Raw genomic sequence first — 14,904 nt, forward strand, 5'->3', positions numbered from 1 at the left:
CGGCTCGTTTAGCGCCCACCTGCACCACGGCCCCCCCCCCCACCGGAACCGCAGCGCCCCCCTCTCAGCGGGGCTGGCCCCCGGGGGGGGGTTTGGGGCCCCCCCCCCACCCCCCACTCCTCCAGGGGGAACCGCCATGGACCCCAACTCCCCCATCACCTGGCGCAAGAGCGCGTCCTGACCGATCCGGCTCGCCGACGGTTCGTGCTGCCGTTCCCGACGCGGCGTTGGTCATCGCGGGGATGCCCGACTCGGAGCGACGAGCGGGCAGTTCCGCCACCCCGCCCTACCGAGGACTTCCGGGTGACCTGACGCCGCGCCCGCCACGTCACCCGGTCGTCGACCTGGTGAATCAGCCTTCTCTCCGCGTGCTCCGAGGCCTCCTGAACCGCCCGCGGGACCCGGCAAGTCCAAGGAGCACGATGCAGTCGCCCGGCCCGATCCACCGCAGCACCCTGTTCGCCGTCGTCCTGGCGTTGTTGACCTGTCTGTTCGCGGCGTCGTCGACGACGGCAGCCCAGGCGAACACCGGGACGAACCGGCTCTTCCAGATCGACTGGAGCCTCGACGGGATCGTCCAGAACAACCCCTCCCAGGCCGCTGCGGACTACGACAGCGTGATCACCGAGCTGCGGGGTGCCGCCCGCGGCAACTCCGTCCTCATGGGGCGGATGGACGACACCGAGATCCGGCCCGACGACGACCGGCACCTCATCGAGGTCCGGCTCCAGCAGGGTGGCCAGCACATCGGCTCGGTCTACTTCCGCTCGGACAACCTGTACATCATGGGGATCTGGACCCCCAGCCAGAACTCCGGCTCGGTGAGCGGGATCCTCGGCTTCTCCGACCAGCGGGTGGCGTTGCAGCAGATCCTCGCGCGGGCCGGGTACCAGCGGGCCGTCGGGAACCTCAACGTGGGGTCCAGCTACATGGCCCTGGGGAGCGCCGCCCGCGCGACCGTGCGCATGGGCGCCACCGAGATCGCCTTCGCCACCGGGCTGATCCACTTCTACGACAGCCACTCGACGGCCACCTCGGCCACGCTGCGCAACCAGAGCTACCTCGTCCTGATCCAGGCCCTCGCGGAGGCGGCCCGCTTCGAGGAGATCCGGGCGCACGTCAGCAACAACCTGCGCACCAGGGCGAACCAGCCGGTCCCCGCCGCCCTGATCAGCTGGGAGAACCAGTGGTCGGCGGTCTCCCGCTGGCTCCACCAGGTCATGCAGGACCCGTCGACCCCGCCGTTCGAGATCAACGGCACCTCCTACCGGACCCCGCAGCTGTTGCTCGGCAGCCCCATTCCGGGCTACCCGAACCGGATCGGCTACCTCCTCGCCCTCGGTTCCTCCCGGTGAACTGACCCCGGAACACCACGGCGGGCGGCCCGTGCGGGGCCGCCCGCCGTCGCTCTCGGGCACGACCGGGTCAGCTGGTCCGGACCGGCTCGCAGCGGACGCGCCTGCCCGCCGAGTACGGACGTCCACCGGGCCGGACGCCCCATCACGGGCCTCTTCGATCCGCCCCACCCGCTGACGGGCGTCAGTGACACGGGTCCCGGTAGGGGTTCTCGCCCAGCAGCGTGGCCGCGGCCGCGCAGAGGTCTTCGCCGAAGAGCTGATTGCTGCCCCATGCGGAGCCCCACAGGTCGGACGCGGCCTGGGCCACGGCGCGCCAGGAGTAGTCCTCGTCGCATCGCCACGTGCGGATCCGAGCGGCCATCTCCGGCGTGATCGTCGCTGGGTCGACGGTGTTGTGTGGCATGCCGGCGACCCTAGGGACGTTCCGATGACGGCGGCTACGGCTACGGCTACCGGATGGGGAACACGCCAGGCCCCGGGGCCGGGACCTCCGCACCGCCCCGGTGGGCGCACGGGAAGTCGGCCCCGTCGACTTCCCGCTCCGGTCAGGATCCGGTGGGCAGGTGGGCGGCGACCTCGGCCAGGACCTGGGCGGCCGGTTCCGGGGTGGCCAGCCACTTGAGGTGGCTGCCGGTGAGGGTGCGGACGGTGTAGGGGTTCCCGGGCGTCAGGGCGTCGGCCTCGCGGATCATCCGGTCCTGCATGGCGAGCGGGATGCTGGCGTCCTCGGTGAGGCGGACGTACGTCCTGGGGATCCGGCCCCAGGTGTCGGCGCCGGCCCGGTCGTCGGCGGTGCCGGCGTCGAGGTTCTCGTCGGGCTGGAGGGTGTTGAGGAGGACCAGGAACTCCTCGTCCGTCCCGTCGGCGAACAGGGCCGCCTTGAAGGCCGCGAGGGCGGCGGGGTCGGCGGTGCGGAAGTTGGAGCGCAGCAGCCCGAGTTCGGCGGGGTTGCCGACCAGCGCGGCGGCCAGCGCGGCGGGGTCGACCGCGGCCATCTCGGGCTCGGCGTAGTAGGCGCTGACGTCGAGGTCGACGGGGCACCAGGAGGAGACGTAGACGAGGTGGTCGATCAGGTCGGGCCGCCGGTTGGCGGCGACGGTGGCCGTCAGGCCGCCGCGGCTGTGCGAGACCAGGACGACGGGGCCGTTGCGCTTGGCCCGCTCCAGGACCGCGATGAGGTGCGCGGCGTTGTCGGCGAGCGTGACGCCCTTGATGACGCCGGGCGTCGCGGCGAGCTCGGTGAGGTCCTGCGGCGCCTGGTAGGCGCGCGGGTAGGTCGCGGCGAAGCCGTGTCCGGGGAGGTCGACGGCGACCGAGCGGTGCCCGAGGAGGCCGAGTTCGGCCTGGAGCGGGGCGAAGGAGAAGGAGTTGGCGAACGCTCCGTGGACCAGGACGAACGTCGGCTGCATCTGGGCTACGACTGCCTTTCCGGGGCTGTGGCGGTGTCGGCGGGACGGGGCGGGGCGCAGCCACCGGGGTGGTGTGCGAACGGCCGCCCGCTGCCGGGGGTTCACCCTACTCGGCGAAGATCATCCGCACTAGCCCCGACCGGACAGGCCGGGCAGGGCCGGCAGGCCGGGCGGGGCCGGCCGTCAGGTCCAGGGTCGTCAGGTCCAGGGCAGGGAGGAGCGGGTGTGCCAGTAGGCCTCGGCGGGTTCGGGCATGGTGGCGAGGGTGGCGAGGTCGTCCGGGGTGGGGGTGAGGTGGGCGGCGGCGAGGTTGGAGGCGAGTTGGGCGGGGGTGGCGGCGCCGGACAGGACGACGTCGGCCCAGGGCTGGGCGGCGGCGGCCGCCAGGGCGAGGGCGTCGGGGGTGGTGGCGGTGCGGGTGGCGAGGGCGCGCAGGGCGGCGGTGTCGTCCCCGGTGGCGTTGCGGCCGGCCAGGCGGCCGTTGGCCATGCCCTCCTTGACCACGACCAGCCAGCCGGCCCGGTGGGCTTCGGCGAGGGCGGGGGCGGCGGAGGTCTCCAGCAGGTTCCAGGTGGCCTGGACGGCGCTGAACAGCGGCCGGCCGTCGACGGTGACGGCCAGGGCCCGGCGGATGGCCTCGGCCTGGGCGGGGCCGCTGGTGGACAGGCCGACCCGGACGCCCTCGGCGGCGAGGGCGTCCAGGCGCCGGTGCAGGGCGGGGTCGGTGAGGGCGGGGCTGTCGGTGGTGACCGAGTGGACCAGGTAGACGTCCAGGCGGGGGCCGAGCAGGGCGCGGGTCTCGCGGATCTGCCGGTCGTACACCGCCGTGGAGTGCTCCTTGACCTCGTGGGCGGTGACGCCGGTGGTGCGCCAGTCGGCCGTGTAGGTGTAGCCCCACTTGCTGCCGACCGTCACCTCGGCGGCGGCCTCGGGGTGTTCGGTGAGCCACTGGGCGAGGAACTCCTCGGCGCGGCCGTAGGAGCGGGCGGTGTCGAGGTAGCGCACCCCGGCGGCGTAGGCGGCGTCCAGGAGGGTGTGGGTGCGCTCGCGCAGGGCCTCGACGGTGCGTTCGGCGGGCAGGTCGGCCGCGCGCCCGAGGGTGATGTAGCCGGGCCGGCCGACCGCCGCGGTGCCCAGGCCCAGCCGGGCGCAGGCCGGGGTACTGGGGGTGGGAGCGGGGGCGGGTTCGGTCGGCATGCTGGCTCTCCTCGGGTGGCGCGACGGTGCTCACCTGGGACTTTAGGGGACCGCCCGCAGGGCCGTCGGCAGCGGGGCCGGGGCCGGGTGGGGCGCGACCGGGCAGGCCGGGGTCGGGCAGGCTGCGGCCGGGGTCGCGGCCGGGACCGTCGGCTGGTCCAGGCGCAGCACGACGTTGACGTAGTCCCGCGGTTTGCCCGGCCAGTGCCGGTCGTTGCTGGTGAGCAGCCGGCTGCGCACGCCGTCGCGTTCGGTGAGCGGTCCGGGGGTGGTGCGCAGGTTGGGTTGCCAGTCGCGGCCGCGCGGGCGGTGTTCGAGGGTGAGGGTCCAGTGCTCCCCGTCCACCTCCAGGACGGCCCCGGGGCGCCCGGGCAGCACCCGGGTGCCGTACGGGCCGCGGACGACCGCCCGTTGGGCGAAGTCGGCGTTGCAGCCGACCACGGTGATGCGCCAAGCGCCGTGGAACCTGAGCACGTTCGCCTCCCGCCCTCGCGGCGCGCCGTCGGCGACACGCCTCCGTCGGGGTCAACGGATGCGGGGCGTGCGGAGGATCAAACGGAGGGTGACCGGACGGCTGCCGGGCGTGTCGGCGGGGCGGTGCGGGCGGCGTGGGCGGTGCGGGTGCTGTGGGCGGTGTGGGCGAGCGGCGGGTAGCCGTGGGCGGTGAGGACGAGGTCGGCGTAGCGCGGGTCCTCCAGCGGGACGCCGTGGCGGCGCAGCAGGTCGAACAGCTGGGCCAGGTGGCGGGGTTCGGTGCCGCGCGGCAGTCCGTCGGGGGTGGTGCCGAGGACGCCGAGGACGGGGCCGTGGACGCGGTCCGCCCGGGAGGCGGCGGTCACGGCGGCGGCGGTCGAGGAAGCGGTGGCCGTCCGGACCGTCCGGGCCGTGCGGGCGGTCCGGACGGTCCGGGCGGGGACCAGGCGCAGCAGGAGGACGAGCCGGGCGGCGCCGGAGTCGGGGTCCTCGTCGGTCTCCATGGTGAGGGCGACGATGTCCTGCCAGCGGTAGTGGCGCGGGAGGAAGGCCCGTACCAGGGTGAGGCCTTCGGTGTCGGCGCGCAGCCAGAAGCCGTAGGGGACGGGCAGGGCGACGCCGAGGACGGCGGTGCCGGAGAGCAGCAGGGCGGGGACGGCGCCGAGGCGGGCGGCGACGCCGGTCCGGGCGAGGACGATGCCCATGGCGAGGGCGAGGACGCAACCGACGGGTGCTCCGGCGGCCCGCCACAGGAAGGCCAGTCGGACGGTCTGCGGTCGACGTCGCGGCCGTGGCAGCGCCTGTGACTGCGCCTGTGCCTGTGCCCGTGACTGCGGTAGTGGCTGTGCCTGCGGCTGTGCTGGCGGTGCGGTCTGCCCGCGCGGCGTGGTGTCCACGGGTGCCCCCTTCTCGCGTCGTGCCGTCGGGGGTCGGGCCGGTCGGGCTGTCCCCCGCCGGGCGGCGGTACGGCGGTGCGGCACGGCGGGCTGCGGCACGTCGGGGTGGGGCGGGCGTGGTGCGGGTGCCCGGGTCCGGTGTGTCGACGCCGTGCGGTCTCGCGGGAGTCGGCCCTTCCCGGCCGGGGCGCCGAGGTCGGTCGGGCGGTCCGGTGGAGACGTCAAGTGCCGCCGGTACGGGCTGATGTGAGGATTCGTCAGCTCTGGTCGGCGGCGCCTGTGGGCCTGTTCGTCCAGGATGTCAGCCGACGCTACGCGGGTCAACTGGCGTTGACTGCGGGTATCTTCTGATCCATGCCAGCTGATGCCGTTCGGCTATCGTGACCTGGCCGGCCCTGTCCGTCCGCCGAGGTCGCGGCCGGAGGGCCCGGGCGTGAGAAAGGTGGGGCATGACGGAGTCGACGGGGGACGGCGTTCAGGCGGGACCGGAGGGCGCTCCACCGGAGCCCGCCCAGGACGGCACCGGGAACGCGGACACGGGAGCGGATACGGGAACGGACGCGGGAACGGACCCGGGAACGAATGCAGGCACGGACCCGGGCACGGACCCGGACGCGGGCGCCGGCACGGAGACGGACGGCCCCGCGAGCACGGAGGCCGGCGGGCTGTCGGTCCGGATCGAGGCCCTGTTCCACACCGTGCGCCGCCCCGACCGCGAGCAGTACACCAACGAGGAGGTGGCCCGGGCCTGCCGCGAGGCGACCGGGGAGTCCTTCTCCACCACCTACCTGTGGCAGCTGCGCACCGGGCGCCGGGACAACCCGACCAAGCGCCACCTGGAGGCACTGGCCCAGTTCTTCCAGGTCCCGCCCGCGTACTTCTTCGACGAGCAGCAGGGCGCCGAGATCGCCAAGGAGCTGGCCCTGCTCGGCGCGCTGCGCGACGCGGGCGTGCGCAGCCTGGCGCTGCGGGCGGTGGGCCTGTCGCCGGAGGGCCTGGACACCGTCAGTGAGCTGGTCGACGTGATCGCCCGCCGGGACGCGGCGCGCAAACGCCCCTCGCCCTGAGCGCGGGCCGCGCAACCCCGCAGGGCCGTCGGAGCACGGGGCGGGCGGGCCGCGGGGCGGGCGCAGGAGCGTCGGACGCCCGTGCGGAGGCGCCGGCGGAGGAACCGTAGGGGTGGAGCGGTGAGGGGAGCTCGGGTTGTGGGGTGACTTGTGGGGCGGCCGGGGCTACCGGTCCACGCTGCGGCGCTGTCGCCGGATGGCCGAACAGCTGGAGCTGCCGCGCCCGTTCGACCCGGTGGTGCTGCTGGAGCAGCTGGCGGTGCGGCGCGGGCGGCCGATCGAGCTGCTGCCGGTGCCCGCCCGGCCGCACGCCCCCTGCGGGCTGCTGGTCTCCACCGTGGAGGCGGACTACATCCTGTACGCGGCGGACACCGGCGTGCTGCACCAGCGGCACATCCTGGTGCACGAGATCGCGCACCTGCTGCTCGACCACGCCGGCTCCGCGCCGCTGGCCCCGGCCGCCGCACTGCTGCCCAACCTCTCCCCCGCGCTGGTGCAGCGGGTGCTGGGGCGCACCAGCTACGACGAGCCGCAGGAGCGGGAGGCGGAGCTGCTGGCCTCGCTGATCCTGAGCCGGGCGGAACGGGCCGACGCCGCCGACCAGTCGGGGACCGGGCCGACACCGGCCGGCGGGTCGCTGGACGCGCTGGGCGTCCTGCTGGCCGCCCGGCGGCACGGCGGCACCGCCCGGGAAGCCGAACCCGCCCGGGAAGCCGAACCCGCCCGGGAGTCCGACGGCGGGCCGGGGACTGACGGGCCGGGGGACGACACACCGCAGGACCGCAGGCCCCAGGGGCGCCGGCCGTGAGCGAACTCGCCCTCTACCCCGTCGGGTTGTTCTTCGTCCTCAGCTCCGCCCACTTCTCCCGCAGCCGGATCGACTCCCGCGCCGCCGCCCGTTTCACCTGCTACGGCACGGCCCTGCTCGGCACCGCCCTGCTGGTGCTCGCCCCGCCGACCGTACGGGCGGTGCAGGGCACGGGGGTTCCGGTGCTGGCGGTGCTGGTGATCGTACTGGGCGACGGGCTGCGCGACGGCGCGGCCGCGGCGATGCGGCTGCTCGTGCCGGCGCTGCGGGCGGCCGATGCCGCGAGCACGGCCGGTGCCGACACCGCCGCTGAGCCCGCCGCCGGTACGGCCGCCGCCGAGCCCGCCGCCGAGCCCGTACGACGGGAGGTGCGGGGCGGACTGGCCCTGCTGGCCGGGGTGCTGGGGCTGCGGCTGGCGCTGATCACCGCCGCCGCGCCGGGCCTGGCGGGCGAGGACCTGACCGTCGGCCCCGAGCTGTCCGCCCGGCTGGCGCTGGCCGGGTACACCGCCGTGGGCATGCTGCACACCGCGATGTGCCTGACGGTGCTGCTGCGCGAGCTGGCCCGGCGTGCCCGCGCGGCCGGCCCCGGGCGGCTGGGCACCGGGCTGCGGCTGCTGGCCGGCGGGCTGGTGGCCGGGCTGCTGTGGAACGCCTGGAGCATGGACGACGTGCTGCGCGCGGCCGTCACCGGCAGCCAGGACGGCCCCGAGGACCTCCTGTGCGCGGTGCTGGGCGGGCTGTGCGCGGCGCTGATCGCGGCCGGCCTGGGCAGCACCCTGTGGCCCGCGGCGACCGGGGCGGTGCGCGGCTGGCTGCGCGCCCACCGCCGCTACCGGGCGCTCACCCCGCTCTGGCGCGACCTGCACACCGTGCTGCCGGAGATCGCCCTGGACCCGGCCCGCCGGCTGCCGCTGCCCCCGCGCGACCCCCGGTTCGCGCTCTACCGGCGGATCATCGAGATCCACGACGCCCGCCTGATCCTGCGCCAGCACCTGGACCCGCGCACCGCGCAGTGGCTCGACCGCGCCACCCGCCGCTTCCCGCCACCCTCCGACCACGCCGCCGCCACCGCCGAGGCCGCCTCGCTGGCCGCCGCCCTGGAACTGGCCGCGGCCGGCACCCTGCCCGGGCCCGCCGCCGCGCCGGAGACCACCGCACCCGCCACGGCCACCGCACCCGCCACGACCACGACCACGACCACGACGGACACCATGGACGGGGAGGCCGACCACCTCGCCCACCTGGCCCGGGTCTACGCCACCTGCCCGGCCGTCGCCGAGGTCCGCACCCGCGCCCGCGCCGAACGCGCCCGCGCCACGACGGCCCTGCCGTAGCCTGCCGTCCGTGGAGAGCGAGGGAGGGGAAGTGGGCGACGGGCGTGGGCCCTGCTCCCGGCGGGGGCTTCGTGAGTAGGCGTCGCTACGTGGCCAGGGGCGTGCCCGGTGGCTACCGCATCTGGGACAACCGGGGGCGCCGGTGGTGGGGCGACCTCTACGAGCTCTGCCCCGACGACCTCACCGCCGAACTGAACGGCGGGGCCGCCCCGGAGAGGCTCACCGCCCTCCTCAAGCGGTACCGGGCCCAGAAGCGTTAGCACCCCACCGTCAACCCCGCTCCCGTCACCCGCCCCAGCCCCACCGGAGCATTTCGAACAGCAGCCACACGAGCAGGAGCGGGACCATGGCGAGCGGGCCGGGCCCGGCCCCCTCCACCGGGACAGGCTCGCTTTCCTCCGCCGGGACGGGCTCGGACTCCTCCACCGGGACGGTTCCCGGGTGCCACCGGAAGTGCAGCCTGAGCTCGCCCGGAGCGGTGGCCATCGAGTCCAGGCGCAGCCGCCGGTCCGCCTCGTTCGTGAAGCGCGGCGCCGCCCAGTGCATGGACACCGTGGCGATCGGAGTCTCGTTCGCCGGGGCGCCCCGGGGGGCTATCGACCAGCTGGAACCCTCCATCTGGTACGGGTAGTTGACGGCCTCGTCGACGAGCTCGCCCAAGGTGCTCGCTCCGTCGACGGTGAAGTCCCAGTGGTGGGGTGGGTCGTCTCCCGGGTGCACGCTGTCGCGCGTCAGGATCACTCGCATGCCCGGCACGCTAGCCCGGCGCACCAGTTATCGTCAATCTGACATAAACCTCTCGGTGAATCCCCTTCCACCTCCTCGGTGGAACCTTCCCGGACGCAGCACCGGCCCGTGCGTCAGTCCCACCAGAAGCCCCAGTGGACGGCATCGACCAGTTCCTCGGCGTAGCCGGCCAGGCCCTCCTCGGCCTGGAAGAGGTTGTCCGGGCAGAACGCGGCGTGTTCGGCCGCCACCAGCAGCGCCTCCTCCCGGCTCCTCGGCGGCGCCGCGACGCTCAACTCCAGTGAGTCGGCGCCCACTCCGACGAGGCGGGCGCCGAAGCGGTGCTGCCAGCTGTGCAGCACGGCGGCGATCTCGCCGGTGTCGCCGTGGCCGTTGGTGCCGTTCCAGCCGCAGGCGGCCAGCGCGTGGGCGCCGTCGTCCGCGCGGACCAGGCCGATCCGCAGCGAGGGGCGGGCGCGCAGCAGTTGGCGGGCCAGGCGGCCGGCGCACTCCTGCGGGTCGCGCCGCGGCGCCGGTGCGGGGGCGGGGGCGGGGCCGGGCCAGGTGTCAACGTAGGGGGCCAGCGTCTCCAGCAGGTCGGCCCGGTCCTGCGGGTCCCCGCTGGGGCACCACAGCACCGACTTCTCCCACCACCCACGCAGCAGGGCCGCCACCTCGTACCGGTCCGACCGGAACTCCCCCGGCCCACCGGGTTCGCCGGGCTCGCCGGGTTCGAGCCCCAGGTCCCGCGCCTCCAACTGCGTGGCGTCGCTGCCGGGCGCCAGCAGCAGCGGCCACCGCCCCGACTCCGCGTGCTCCCGGCGCAGCCGCTCCCACACGCCCTCGGGCGCCGGCCCGTCGCTCACCCACAACGACGGTACGACCTGACGCCCCGGCAGCAGTGGCGCCGTACGGCGTTCGGCACTGCGGTCGGGGAAGCGTCGGCGCAGGTCGCGGAGCAGCTGGGAATCGATCATGCGCCCACGGTAGGGGTACGCACCGACAACGTCCCCGGGGGCCGCCGTGGGGCCGTTCGATCGAATCTGTTGGCGGGCCGTTCCCGGACGGCCCGGGCGGCCATAGGCCGAGGCTATGAATGGGTCGCCCGACCCCTCAGGACATCGACCTCAGGAGAGACATGACGCACCGCATCGCCAGGGCCGGTCTCGGCACGGCCGCCGCGCTGATCACCCTTCTCATCGCCGCCCCCGCCGCGACCGCCGCGCCGACCACCGGATCCGCCGGACCCGTCGCCCGGGACCGGGTCATCACGCTCATCGGCAAGCTCGCGCAGCAGTCGTCCTTCCCCGTCAACCCAGGAGGGGCCCCCGCCCAGGGCGACCGGACCGTCTTCCGCTCGGTGCTCTCCGATCTGGACGGCAACCAGATCGGCGAGACCGGCGGCACGTGCACCACCACCCGCACCGACAACGGCGGCGCGGAGGAGTGCACCGTGACCTACACCCTCCCGGGCGGCCAGATCACCGCCCAGGGGATGGTCTTCGGCCAGCTCAACCCGGGCCCGCCGCCCTCCTTCGACAACGCGATCACCGGCGGCACCGGGGACTTCGACCGCGCCCGCGGCTCGATCCACGCCGACACGGTCGCCCCGGGCACGAGGCGCTTCACGATCGACCTCGACCGCTGACCGCCTGCGGCCGTCTGCCGTCTGCCGTCTGCCGTCTGCCGTCTGCCGACCGGACGGCGGACGGCGGACGGCGGACGGCCGCAGACGGTCGGGCCTGCGGTGACGCGCGGGGCCTGCCGGTGAGGACCGGTGACGCTCAGGAGTGCCCGACGACCAGCCGCACCAGCGCGACGGCGTCCCGGAGGCTGAGGCCGGGGTGCGCGCGGCGCAGTTCCCGGACGGCCTTGACCTCGGCCGTGCGGGGGTCGATCCCGGCGTGGGCCAGGACGTTGCGGGCCCAGTCCACCGGGGTGGGGGCGGCGGCCGGGACGAAGTCCTCGACGATCCGCAGGGCCCGGCGCAGGCCCGGCTGTTCGACCTGGTCGGCGGTGTCCAGGGCGGCGCGCAGGGCGGCCTTGAGCGGGTCGAGGCCGGCCGGCTGCGAGGGGCCGGGGAGGGGGACGAGCATGGTGGTACCTCTTTCTTCCTTCATTCGGGGTCAGTAGGCGCTCTTGGCCAGCCGCTTGCGCTCGCGTTCGGACAGGACGGAGCCGGACTCCTTGCGGGCCATCCGGCGCAGCAGGCCGGGGGCCAGCAGGAAGCCCGCCACCGCCCAGCACAGCAGCACGCCGGCGATCGGCAGGTGTTGCCAACTGCCGGACACTTCAAGGGTCTTGGCGCTGTCGGGCAGCAGGGCGGAGCGCACGCCCTGGGCGATCCAGCGCAGCGGGAAGAGGGAGCCGACGGTCTGGAGGGCGGTGGGCAGGTTGCGCAGCGGGGCGAAGGCGCCGGAGATGAACATCAGCCCGAGCATGGGCATCATGTACAGCGCGAGGGCCTCGCGGGCCGGGGGCAGCAGGGCGCCGATCGCGGCGCCCATCGGGACGACGGCGGCGGTGCCCAGCAGCAGGGTGAGGGCCAGGGTGAGCCACTGTCCGGGGGTGGCGGGCAGGTCGGCGTGCAGCAGCAAGGCGCCGCCGACCAGTAGCAGGAGGATGGAGGCGCCCATGGTCACCAGGACGAAGAGCGCCTTGGCGACCAGGTAGGCGGGCATCGCGCCGGGGACGCCGCGCAGGCGCAGCAGGGTGCCGTCCTCCCGGTCGCCGGAGAGGAACTGGGGGACGGTCATGAGGCCGAACATGAAGACGGTGGAGGCGATGCCGCCGGCCAGGCTGAGCTGGGTCAAAGCGTCTCCGGAGCCGGTGCCGCCGGAGCCGGAGCGCCAGTAGGAGATGGCGAGGAAGACCAGCGGGGTGGTCAGGTAGGAGTAGAAGTCCTTGCGGCTGCGCAGGAGTTGGCGCAGTTCGACGGCGCCGCGGCGCAGGCCGAGGACGTAGGGGTTCACGGGGGTCACGGCGTCTCCGCGGGTTCGGCGGGTTCGGCGGGTCGGGCGTCGCCGACCATGCCGAGGTAGGTGTCCTCCAGGCTGGGGCGGCGCACTTCCAGGTCGGGGATCGGTCCGCCGAGCCGCCGGTGCAGGTCCCAGACCGCCCGGGAGGGGTCGGCGGTGCGCAGGCTGCGCGGGGTGCCGTCGGGGTCGCTCCAGCGCACCTCGGACTCGGCCCGGGCGGCTTCGGCGAGTTCGGCGAGGGTGCCGCAGGCGGTGAGGCGGCCGGCCTGCAGGATGCCGATCCGGTCGGCCAGTTGCTGGGCCTCGGTGAGGTCGTGGGTGGTGAGCAGGATGGTGGTGGCGCGTTCGTCGCGCAGTTCGCGCAGCAGGGCGTGGAAGTCGCGGCGGGCCTCGGGGTCGAAGCCGGCGGTGGGTTCGTCGAGGAAGAGCAGGTCGGGGCGCCCGACCAGGCCGAGGGCCACGTCCAGGCGGCGGCGCTGTCCGCCGGAGAGGGTGGCGGCGGTGCGGTCGGCCTGGTCGGTGAGGCCGACCCGGGCCAGCAGTTCGGCGGGCGCGTAGGGGTCGGGGTAGTAGCGGGCCAGGTGGCCGAGCAGTTCGCCGACGCGCCAGCGGCCGTGGTCGCGGCTGGACTGCAGGACGATCCCGATCCGGGCGCGCCAGGCGGGGTCGTCGCGGGCCGGGTCCTGTCCGAGGACGGTGACCTGGCCGGCGGAGCGGCGGCGGTAGCCCTCCAGGATCTCGATGGTGGTGCTCTTGCCGGCGCCGTTGGGGCCGAGCAGGGCGAAGAGTTCGGAGCGTTCCACCCTGAGGTCCAGGCCGTCCAGGACGTCCCGGCTGCCGTAGCGCATCCGCAGTCCGGACGTCAGGATCGCCGCTTCTCCCCCGGGCCGTTCGTCTCCGGAGCGGTCGGCCGTGCCCGCCCGTGGCGTCGTCGTCCCGGTCATGTCCTTGCCTCCCCCGTGCACATGCCCGCCACGCTAGTACTTGCCCGGCGGGAAAGTAAATGCCAGGATCTCCGGTGCTGTCAGGAGCCTTTCGGGAACGGGGAGTTGGAGCACAAGGTGAGCGTTCACGGCATCGCCCCCGAGGACGCCCTCGCGTCCTTGCGCACCGCGCACCGGGCCCGGGCGGCGGCCCGGCGGCCCAATCCGCTGCCCCCCTGGTACCCGGCCACGGCCGCGGGCCTGTTCGGGGCGGGGTTCGCCGGGATCGGCGTCTCGGCCCTGCTGCCGGAGCGGCTGTGGCTCGCCACCGCCCTCGTGCAGCTGGCCGCGGCGCTGCTGCTGGTGGGCCACGTGGTGGTCAGCCACCGGGTCGAGCACCGGCCGGGCATCGTCCCCACCCTGTCGTACCCGGGCGCGGCGCTCCAGCTGCTGCCGCTGCTCGCGGCCGGGGCGCTGGCCCTGCCGTTCGGCCTGCCCGGGTTCCTGCTCGCCCTCGGCCTCACCGGCGGCCTGACCCACTTCCTGCTGCTGCGCCGCAAGCGGGCGACCGGGGCGGCCGGAACAGCCGGGGCGGGCGCCGCGTGAGCACCGACCCGCCGCCGGAACCGGCCTTCGACGAGCTGATCCACCAGCCCACCCGGCTCGCCGTGGTCGCCTTCCTGTCCGGCTGCGCCGAGGCGGAGTTCCGCGCCGTACGGGAGGGCTGCGGGGTCTCGGAGTCGGCGCTGAGCAAGGTGGCCGCCACCCTGGAGGCCGCCTCCTACGTCAGGCTGCGCCGCGGCTACGTCGGCAAGCGCCCCCGCACCTGGCTGCGCCTGACCCCCGAGGGCCGCCGCGCCCTGGCCGCCCACCTCGCCGAACTCCAGCGCATCGCCGCCTCCGCCACCGCCCTCGGCGCCGCCCTGGAGCAGGCGGCGGCCGAGGGCTGACCCCGGGCGGTCGTACGGAACGGCATCGGGGGGAAGGTGAGCCCACCCCTTTGGCTCTTCCCCGGGTGGGGTGGGTGTTCCCGGGCCCGGCGGGGTGTTCCCGGGCCCGGCGGGGCGGCCGGGGGCTGTCGGTGGGAGGGAATATCGTCCGTCTTCGTCGAGGGTGTCGATCCGCGCGGGCGCCGTTCGACCTTGGGGTGGAGAGGGTCGGAAAGGCGGCCCCCCGTCGAAGGAGGTTTGTGATGGCGAAGTACATGCTGATCATGCGGGGCACGGACGAGTCCATGGCCAAGATGATGGAGACGCCCTTCGAGGAGATGCTGGAGACCGTGGGGCGCTTCAACGAGGAGCTGATCCGGGCCGGCGTGCTGGTGGCCGCCGAGGGGCTGGACGACCCGTCGCAGGGCGTGGTGGTCGACTTCGACGGGGAGGCGCCGGTGGTCACCGACGGCCCGTACGGGGAGACGAAGGAGCTGTTCGGCGGCTTCTACCTGATCGACGTGGCCTCGAAGGAGGAGGCCGTGGAGTGGGCCAAGCGGCTGCCGGCCCTCCCCGGTTCCAAGTGCGAGGTGCGCCGGGTGCCGGGCATCGAGGAGTTCCCGCAGGACAACGAGTGGATCGTCAAGGAGCGGGCCTGGCGCGAGCGGACCGGCCAGCTCTGATGCCCGCAGCCACCGACGGGGCGCCCGGGCCCCCCGCGGCCCCCCGCGGGCGCGGCCGGGGGGGGGGGCGGGCGGCGGCCCCGCGCCTGTGGGGCGGCGGGGCCGGCCCGCGGGGCGGG

At 75.0% G+C, this 14,904-nt stretch carries 19 protein-coding genes; 9 read left to right on the top strand and 10 right to left on the bottom strand.

Going from position 1 to position 14,904, the window contains the following annotated elements:
• Window positions 1–422 precede the first annotated feature (422 nt).
• The gene (locus ACFWXO_RS24090; protein WP_380525826.1) at window positions 423–1,355 is read left to right on the top strand and encodes a ribosome-inactivating family protein; all 933 of its coding nucleotides are present in this window, start codon (window positions 423–425) and stop codon (window positions 1,353–1,355) included.
• A gap of 184 nt (window positions 1,356–1,539) precedes the next feature.
• On the opposite strand, the gene ACFWXO_RS24095 is transcribed toward ACFWXO_RS24090, so the two are convergent.
• The 5 genes from ACFWXO_RS24095 to ACFWXO_RS24115 form a co-directional block, all read right to left on the bottom strand.
• Window positions 1,540–1,761, bottom strand: a complete 222-nt coding sequence (locus ACFWXO_RS24095; protein ID WP_380525828.1) for a hypothetical protein — start codon at window positions 1,759–1,761, stop codon at window positions 1,540–1,542.
• Window positions 1,762–1,903: 142 nt separating this feature from the next.
• Window positions 1,904–2,767 carry an alpha/beta fold hydrolase gene (locus tag ACFWXO_RS24100; RefSeq protein WP_380525829.1) on the bottom strand — a complete coding sequence of 288 codons (864 nt, stop codon included), beginning with the start codon at window positions 2,765–2,767 and terminating at the stop codon, window positions 1,904–1,906.
• Window positions 2,768–2,965: 198 nt separating this feature from the next.
• The gene (locus tag ACFWXO_RS24105; protein WP_380525831.1) at window positions 2,966–3,964 is read right to left on the bottom strand and encodes an aldo/keto reductase; all 999 of its coding nucleotides are present in this window, start codon (window positions 3,962–3,964) and stop codon (window positions 2,966–2,968) included.
• Window positions 3,965–4,006: 42 nt separating this feature from the next.
• Window positions 4,007–4,438: a hypothetical protein gene (locus tag ACFWXO_RS24110; RefSeq protein WP_380525833.1), complete on the bottom strand. Its 432-nt coding sequence runs from the start codon at window positions 4,436–4,438 to the stop codon at window positions 4,007–4,009.
• 77 nt (window positions 4,439–4,515) lie between these two features.
• Window positions 4,516–5,334 carry a hypothetical protein gene (locus tag ACFWXO_RS24115; protein ID WP_380525835.1) on the bottom strand — a complete coding sequence of 273 codons (819 nt, stop codon included), beginning with the start codon at window positions 5,332–5,334 and terminating at the stop codon, window positions 4,516–4,518.
• 449 nt (window positions 5,335–5,783) lie between these two features.
• Here ACFWXO_RS24115 and ACFWXO_RS24120 point away from each other — a divergent pair, with 449 nt between their 5' ends.
• The 4 genes from ACFWXO_RS24120 to ACFWXO_RS24135 all read left to right on the top strand — a co-directional run bounded on the left by ACFWXO_RS24120 (window position 5,784) and on the right by ACFWXO_RS24135 (window position 8,806).
• Window positions 5,784–6,401 carry an XRE family transcriptional regulator gene (locus ACFWXO_RS24120; protein WP_380525837.1) on the top strand — a complete coding sequence of 206 codons (618 nt, stop codon included), beginning with the start codon at window positions 5,784–5,786 and terminating at the stop codon, window positions 6,399–6,401.
• A gap of 196 nt (window positions 6,402–6,597) precedes the next feature.
• Window positions 6,598–7,209, top strand: coding sequence for a ParH-like protein (locus ACFWXO_RS24125; RefSeq protein WP_380525839.1), 612 nt, complete (start codon window positions 6,598–6,600; stop codon window positions 7,207–7,209).
• Window positions 7,206–8,546 (top strand): MAB_1171c family putative transporter, encoded by a 1,341-nt coding sequence (locus ACFWXO_RS24130; protein WP_380525841.1) that lies wholly within the window; start codon window positions 7,206–7,208, stop codon window positions 8,544–8,546. The genes ACFWXO_RS24125 and ACFWXO_RS24130 overlap by 4 nt, the downstream gene beginning before the upstream one ends.
• 71 nt (window positions 8,547–8,617) lie before the next feature.
• Window positions 8,618–8,806: a hypothetical protein gene (locus tag ACFWXO_RS24135; RefSeq protein ID WP_375896868.1), complete on the top strand. Its 189-nt coding sequence runs from the start codon at window positions 8,618–8,620 to the stop codon at window positions 8,804–8,806.
• A gap of 25 nt (window positions 8,807–8,831) precedes the next feature.
• Here ACFWXO_RS24135 and ACFWXO_RS24140 read toward each other — a convergent pair whose 3' ends face one another.
• Window positions 8,832–9,293 (bottom strand): hypothetical protein, encoded by a 462-nt coding sequence (locus ACFWXO_RS24140; RefSeq protein WP_380525842.1) that lies wholly within the window; start codon window positions 9,291–9,293, stop codon window positions 8,832–8,834.
• A gap of 113 nt (window positions 9,294–9,406) precedes the next feature.
• Window positions 9,407–10,249, bottom strand: coding sequence for a DUF4253 domain-containing protein (locus ACFWXO_RS24145; protein ID WP_380525844.1), 843 nt, complete (start codon window positions 10,247–10,249; stop codon window positions 9,407–9,409).
• Window positions 10,250–10,410: 161 nt separating this feature from the next.
• Between ACFWXO_RS24145 and ACFWXO_RS24150 the strand changes: the two genes are divergently transcribed.
• A complete protein-coding gene (locus ACFWXO_RS24150) occupies window positions 10,411–10,920 on the top strand; it encodes a hypothetical protein (protein ID WP_380525846.1) in 510 nt (169 codons plus the stop codon).
• Between the two features lie 136 nt (window positions 10,921–11,056).
• Here the strand turns inward: ACFWXO_RS24150 and ACFWXO_RS24155 are convergent, their stop codons facing one another.
• From ACFWXO_RS24155 to ACFWXO_RS24165, 3 genes are read right to left on the bottom strand one after another with little or no spacing between them, the layout of a single operon-like run.
• Entirely contained in the window at window positions 11,057–11,368 is a 312-nt protein-coding gene (locus ACFWXO_RS24155; protein ID WP_375896856.1) for a hypothetical protein, read from the bottom strand.
• 30 nt (window positions 11,369–11,398) lie between these two features.
• Complete coding sequence (locus tag ACFWXO_RS24160) at window positions 11,399–12,253, bottom strand: ABC transporter permease (RefSeq protein WP_380525848.1); 855 nt, start codon at window positions 12,251–12,253, stop codon at window positions 11,399–11,401.
• The gene (locus ACFWXO_RS24165; RefSeq protein WP_380525850.1) at window positions 12,250–13,194 is read right to left on the bottom strand and encodes an ABC transporter ATP-binding protein; all 945 of its coding nucleotides are present in this window, start codon (window positions 13,192–13,194) and stop codon (window positions 12,250–12,252) included. The genes ACFWXO_RS24160 and ACFWXO_RS24165 overlap by 4 nt, the downstream gene beginning before the upstream one ends.
• Window positions 13,195–13,311: 117 nt before the next feature.
• Between ACFWXO_RS24165 and ACFWXO_RS24170 the strand changes: the two genes are divergently transcribed.
• The 3 genes from ACFWXO_RS24170 to ACFWXO_RS24180 all read left to right on the top strand — a co-directional run bounded on the left by ACFWXO_RS24170 (window position 13,312) and on the right by ACFWXO_RS24180 (window position 14,785).
• On the top strand, window positions 13,312–13,779 hold the full coding sequence (locus ACFWXO_RS24170) for a hypothetical protein (RefSeq protein ID WP_380525851.1): 468 nt from the start codon (window positions 13,312–13,314) through the stop codon (window positions 13,777–13,779).
• Window positions 13,776–14,123, top strand: a complete 348-nt coding sequence (locus ACFWXO_RS24175; protein ID WP_380525853.1) for a transcriptional regulator — start codon at window positions 13,776–13,778, stop codon at window positions 14,121–14,123. Before ACFWXO_RS24170 ends, ACFWXO_RS24175 begins: the two co-directional genes overlap by 4 nt.
• Before the next feature lie 242 nt (window positions 14,124–14,365).
• Window positions 14,366–14,785: a YciI family protein gene (locus ACFWXO_RS24180; RefSeq protein ID WP_375896843.1), complete on the top strand. Its 420-nt coding sequence runs from the start codon at window positions 14,366–14,368 to the stop codon at window positions 14,783–14,785.
• The last annotated feature ends 119 nt before the right edge of the window (window positions 14,786–14,904 follow it).

Source organism: Kitasatospora sp. NPDC059088 (assembly GCF_042738155.1).
In the GTDB taxonomy this organism is placed as follows: Bacteria; Actinomycetota; Actinomycetes; order Streptomycetales; family Streptomycetaceae; genus Kitasatospora.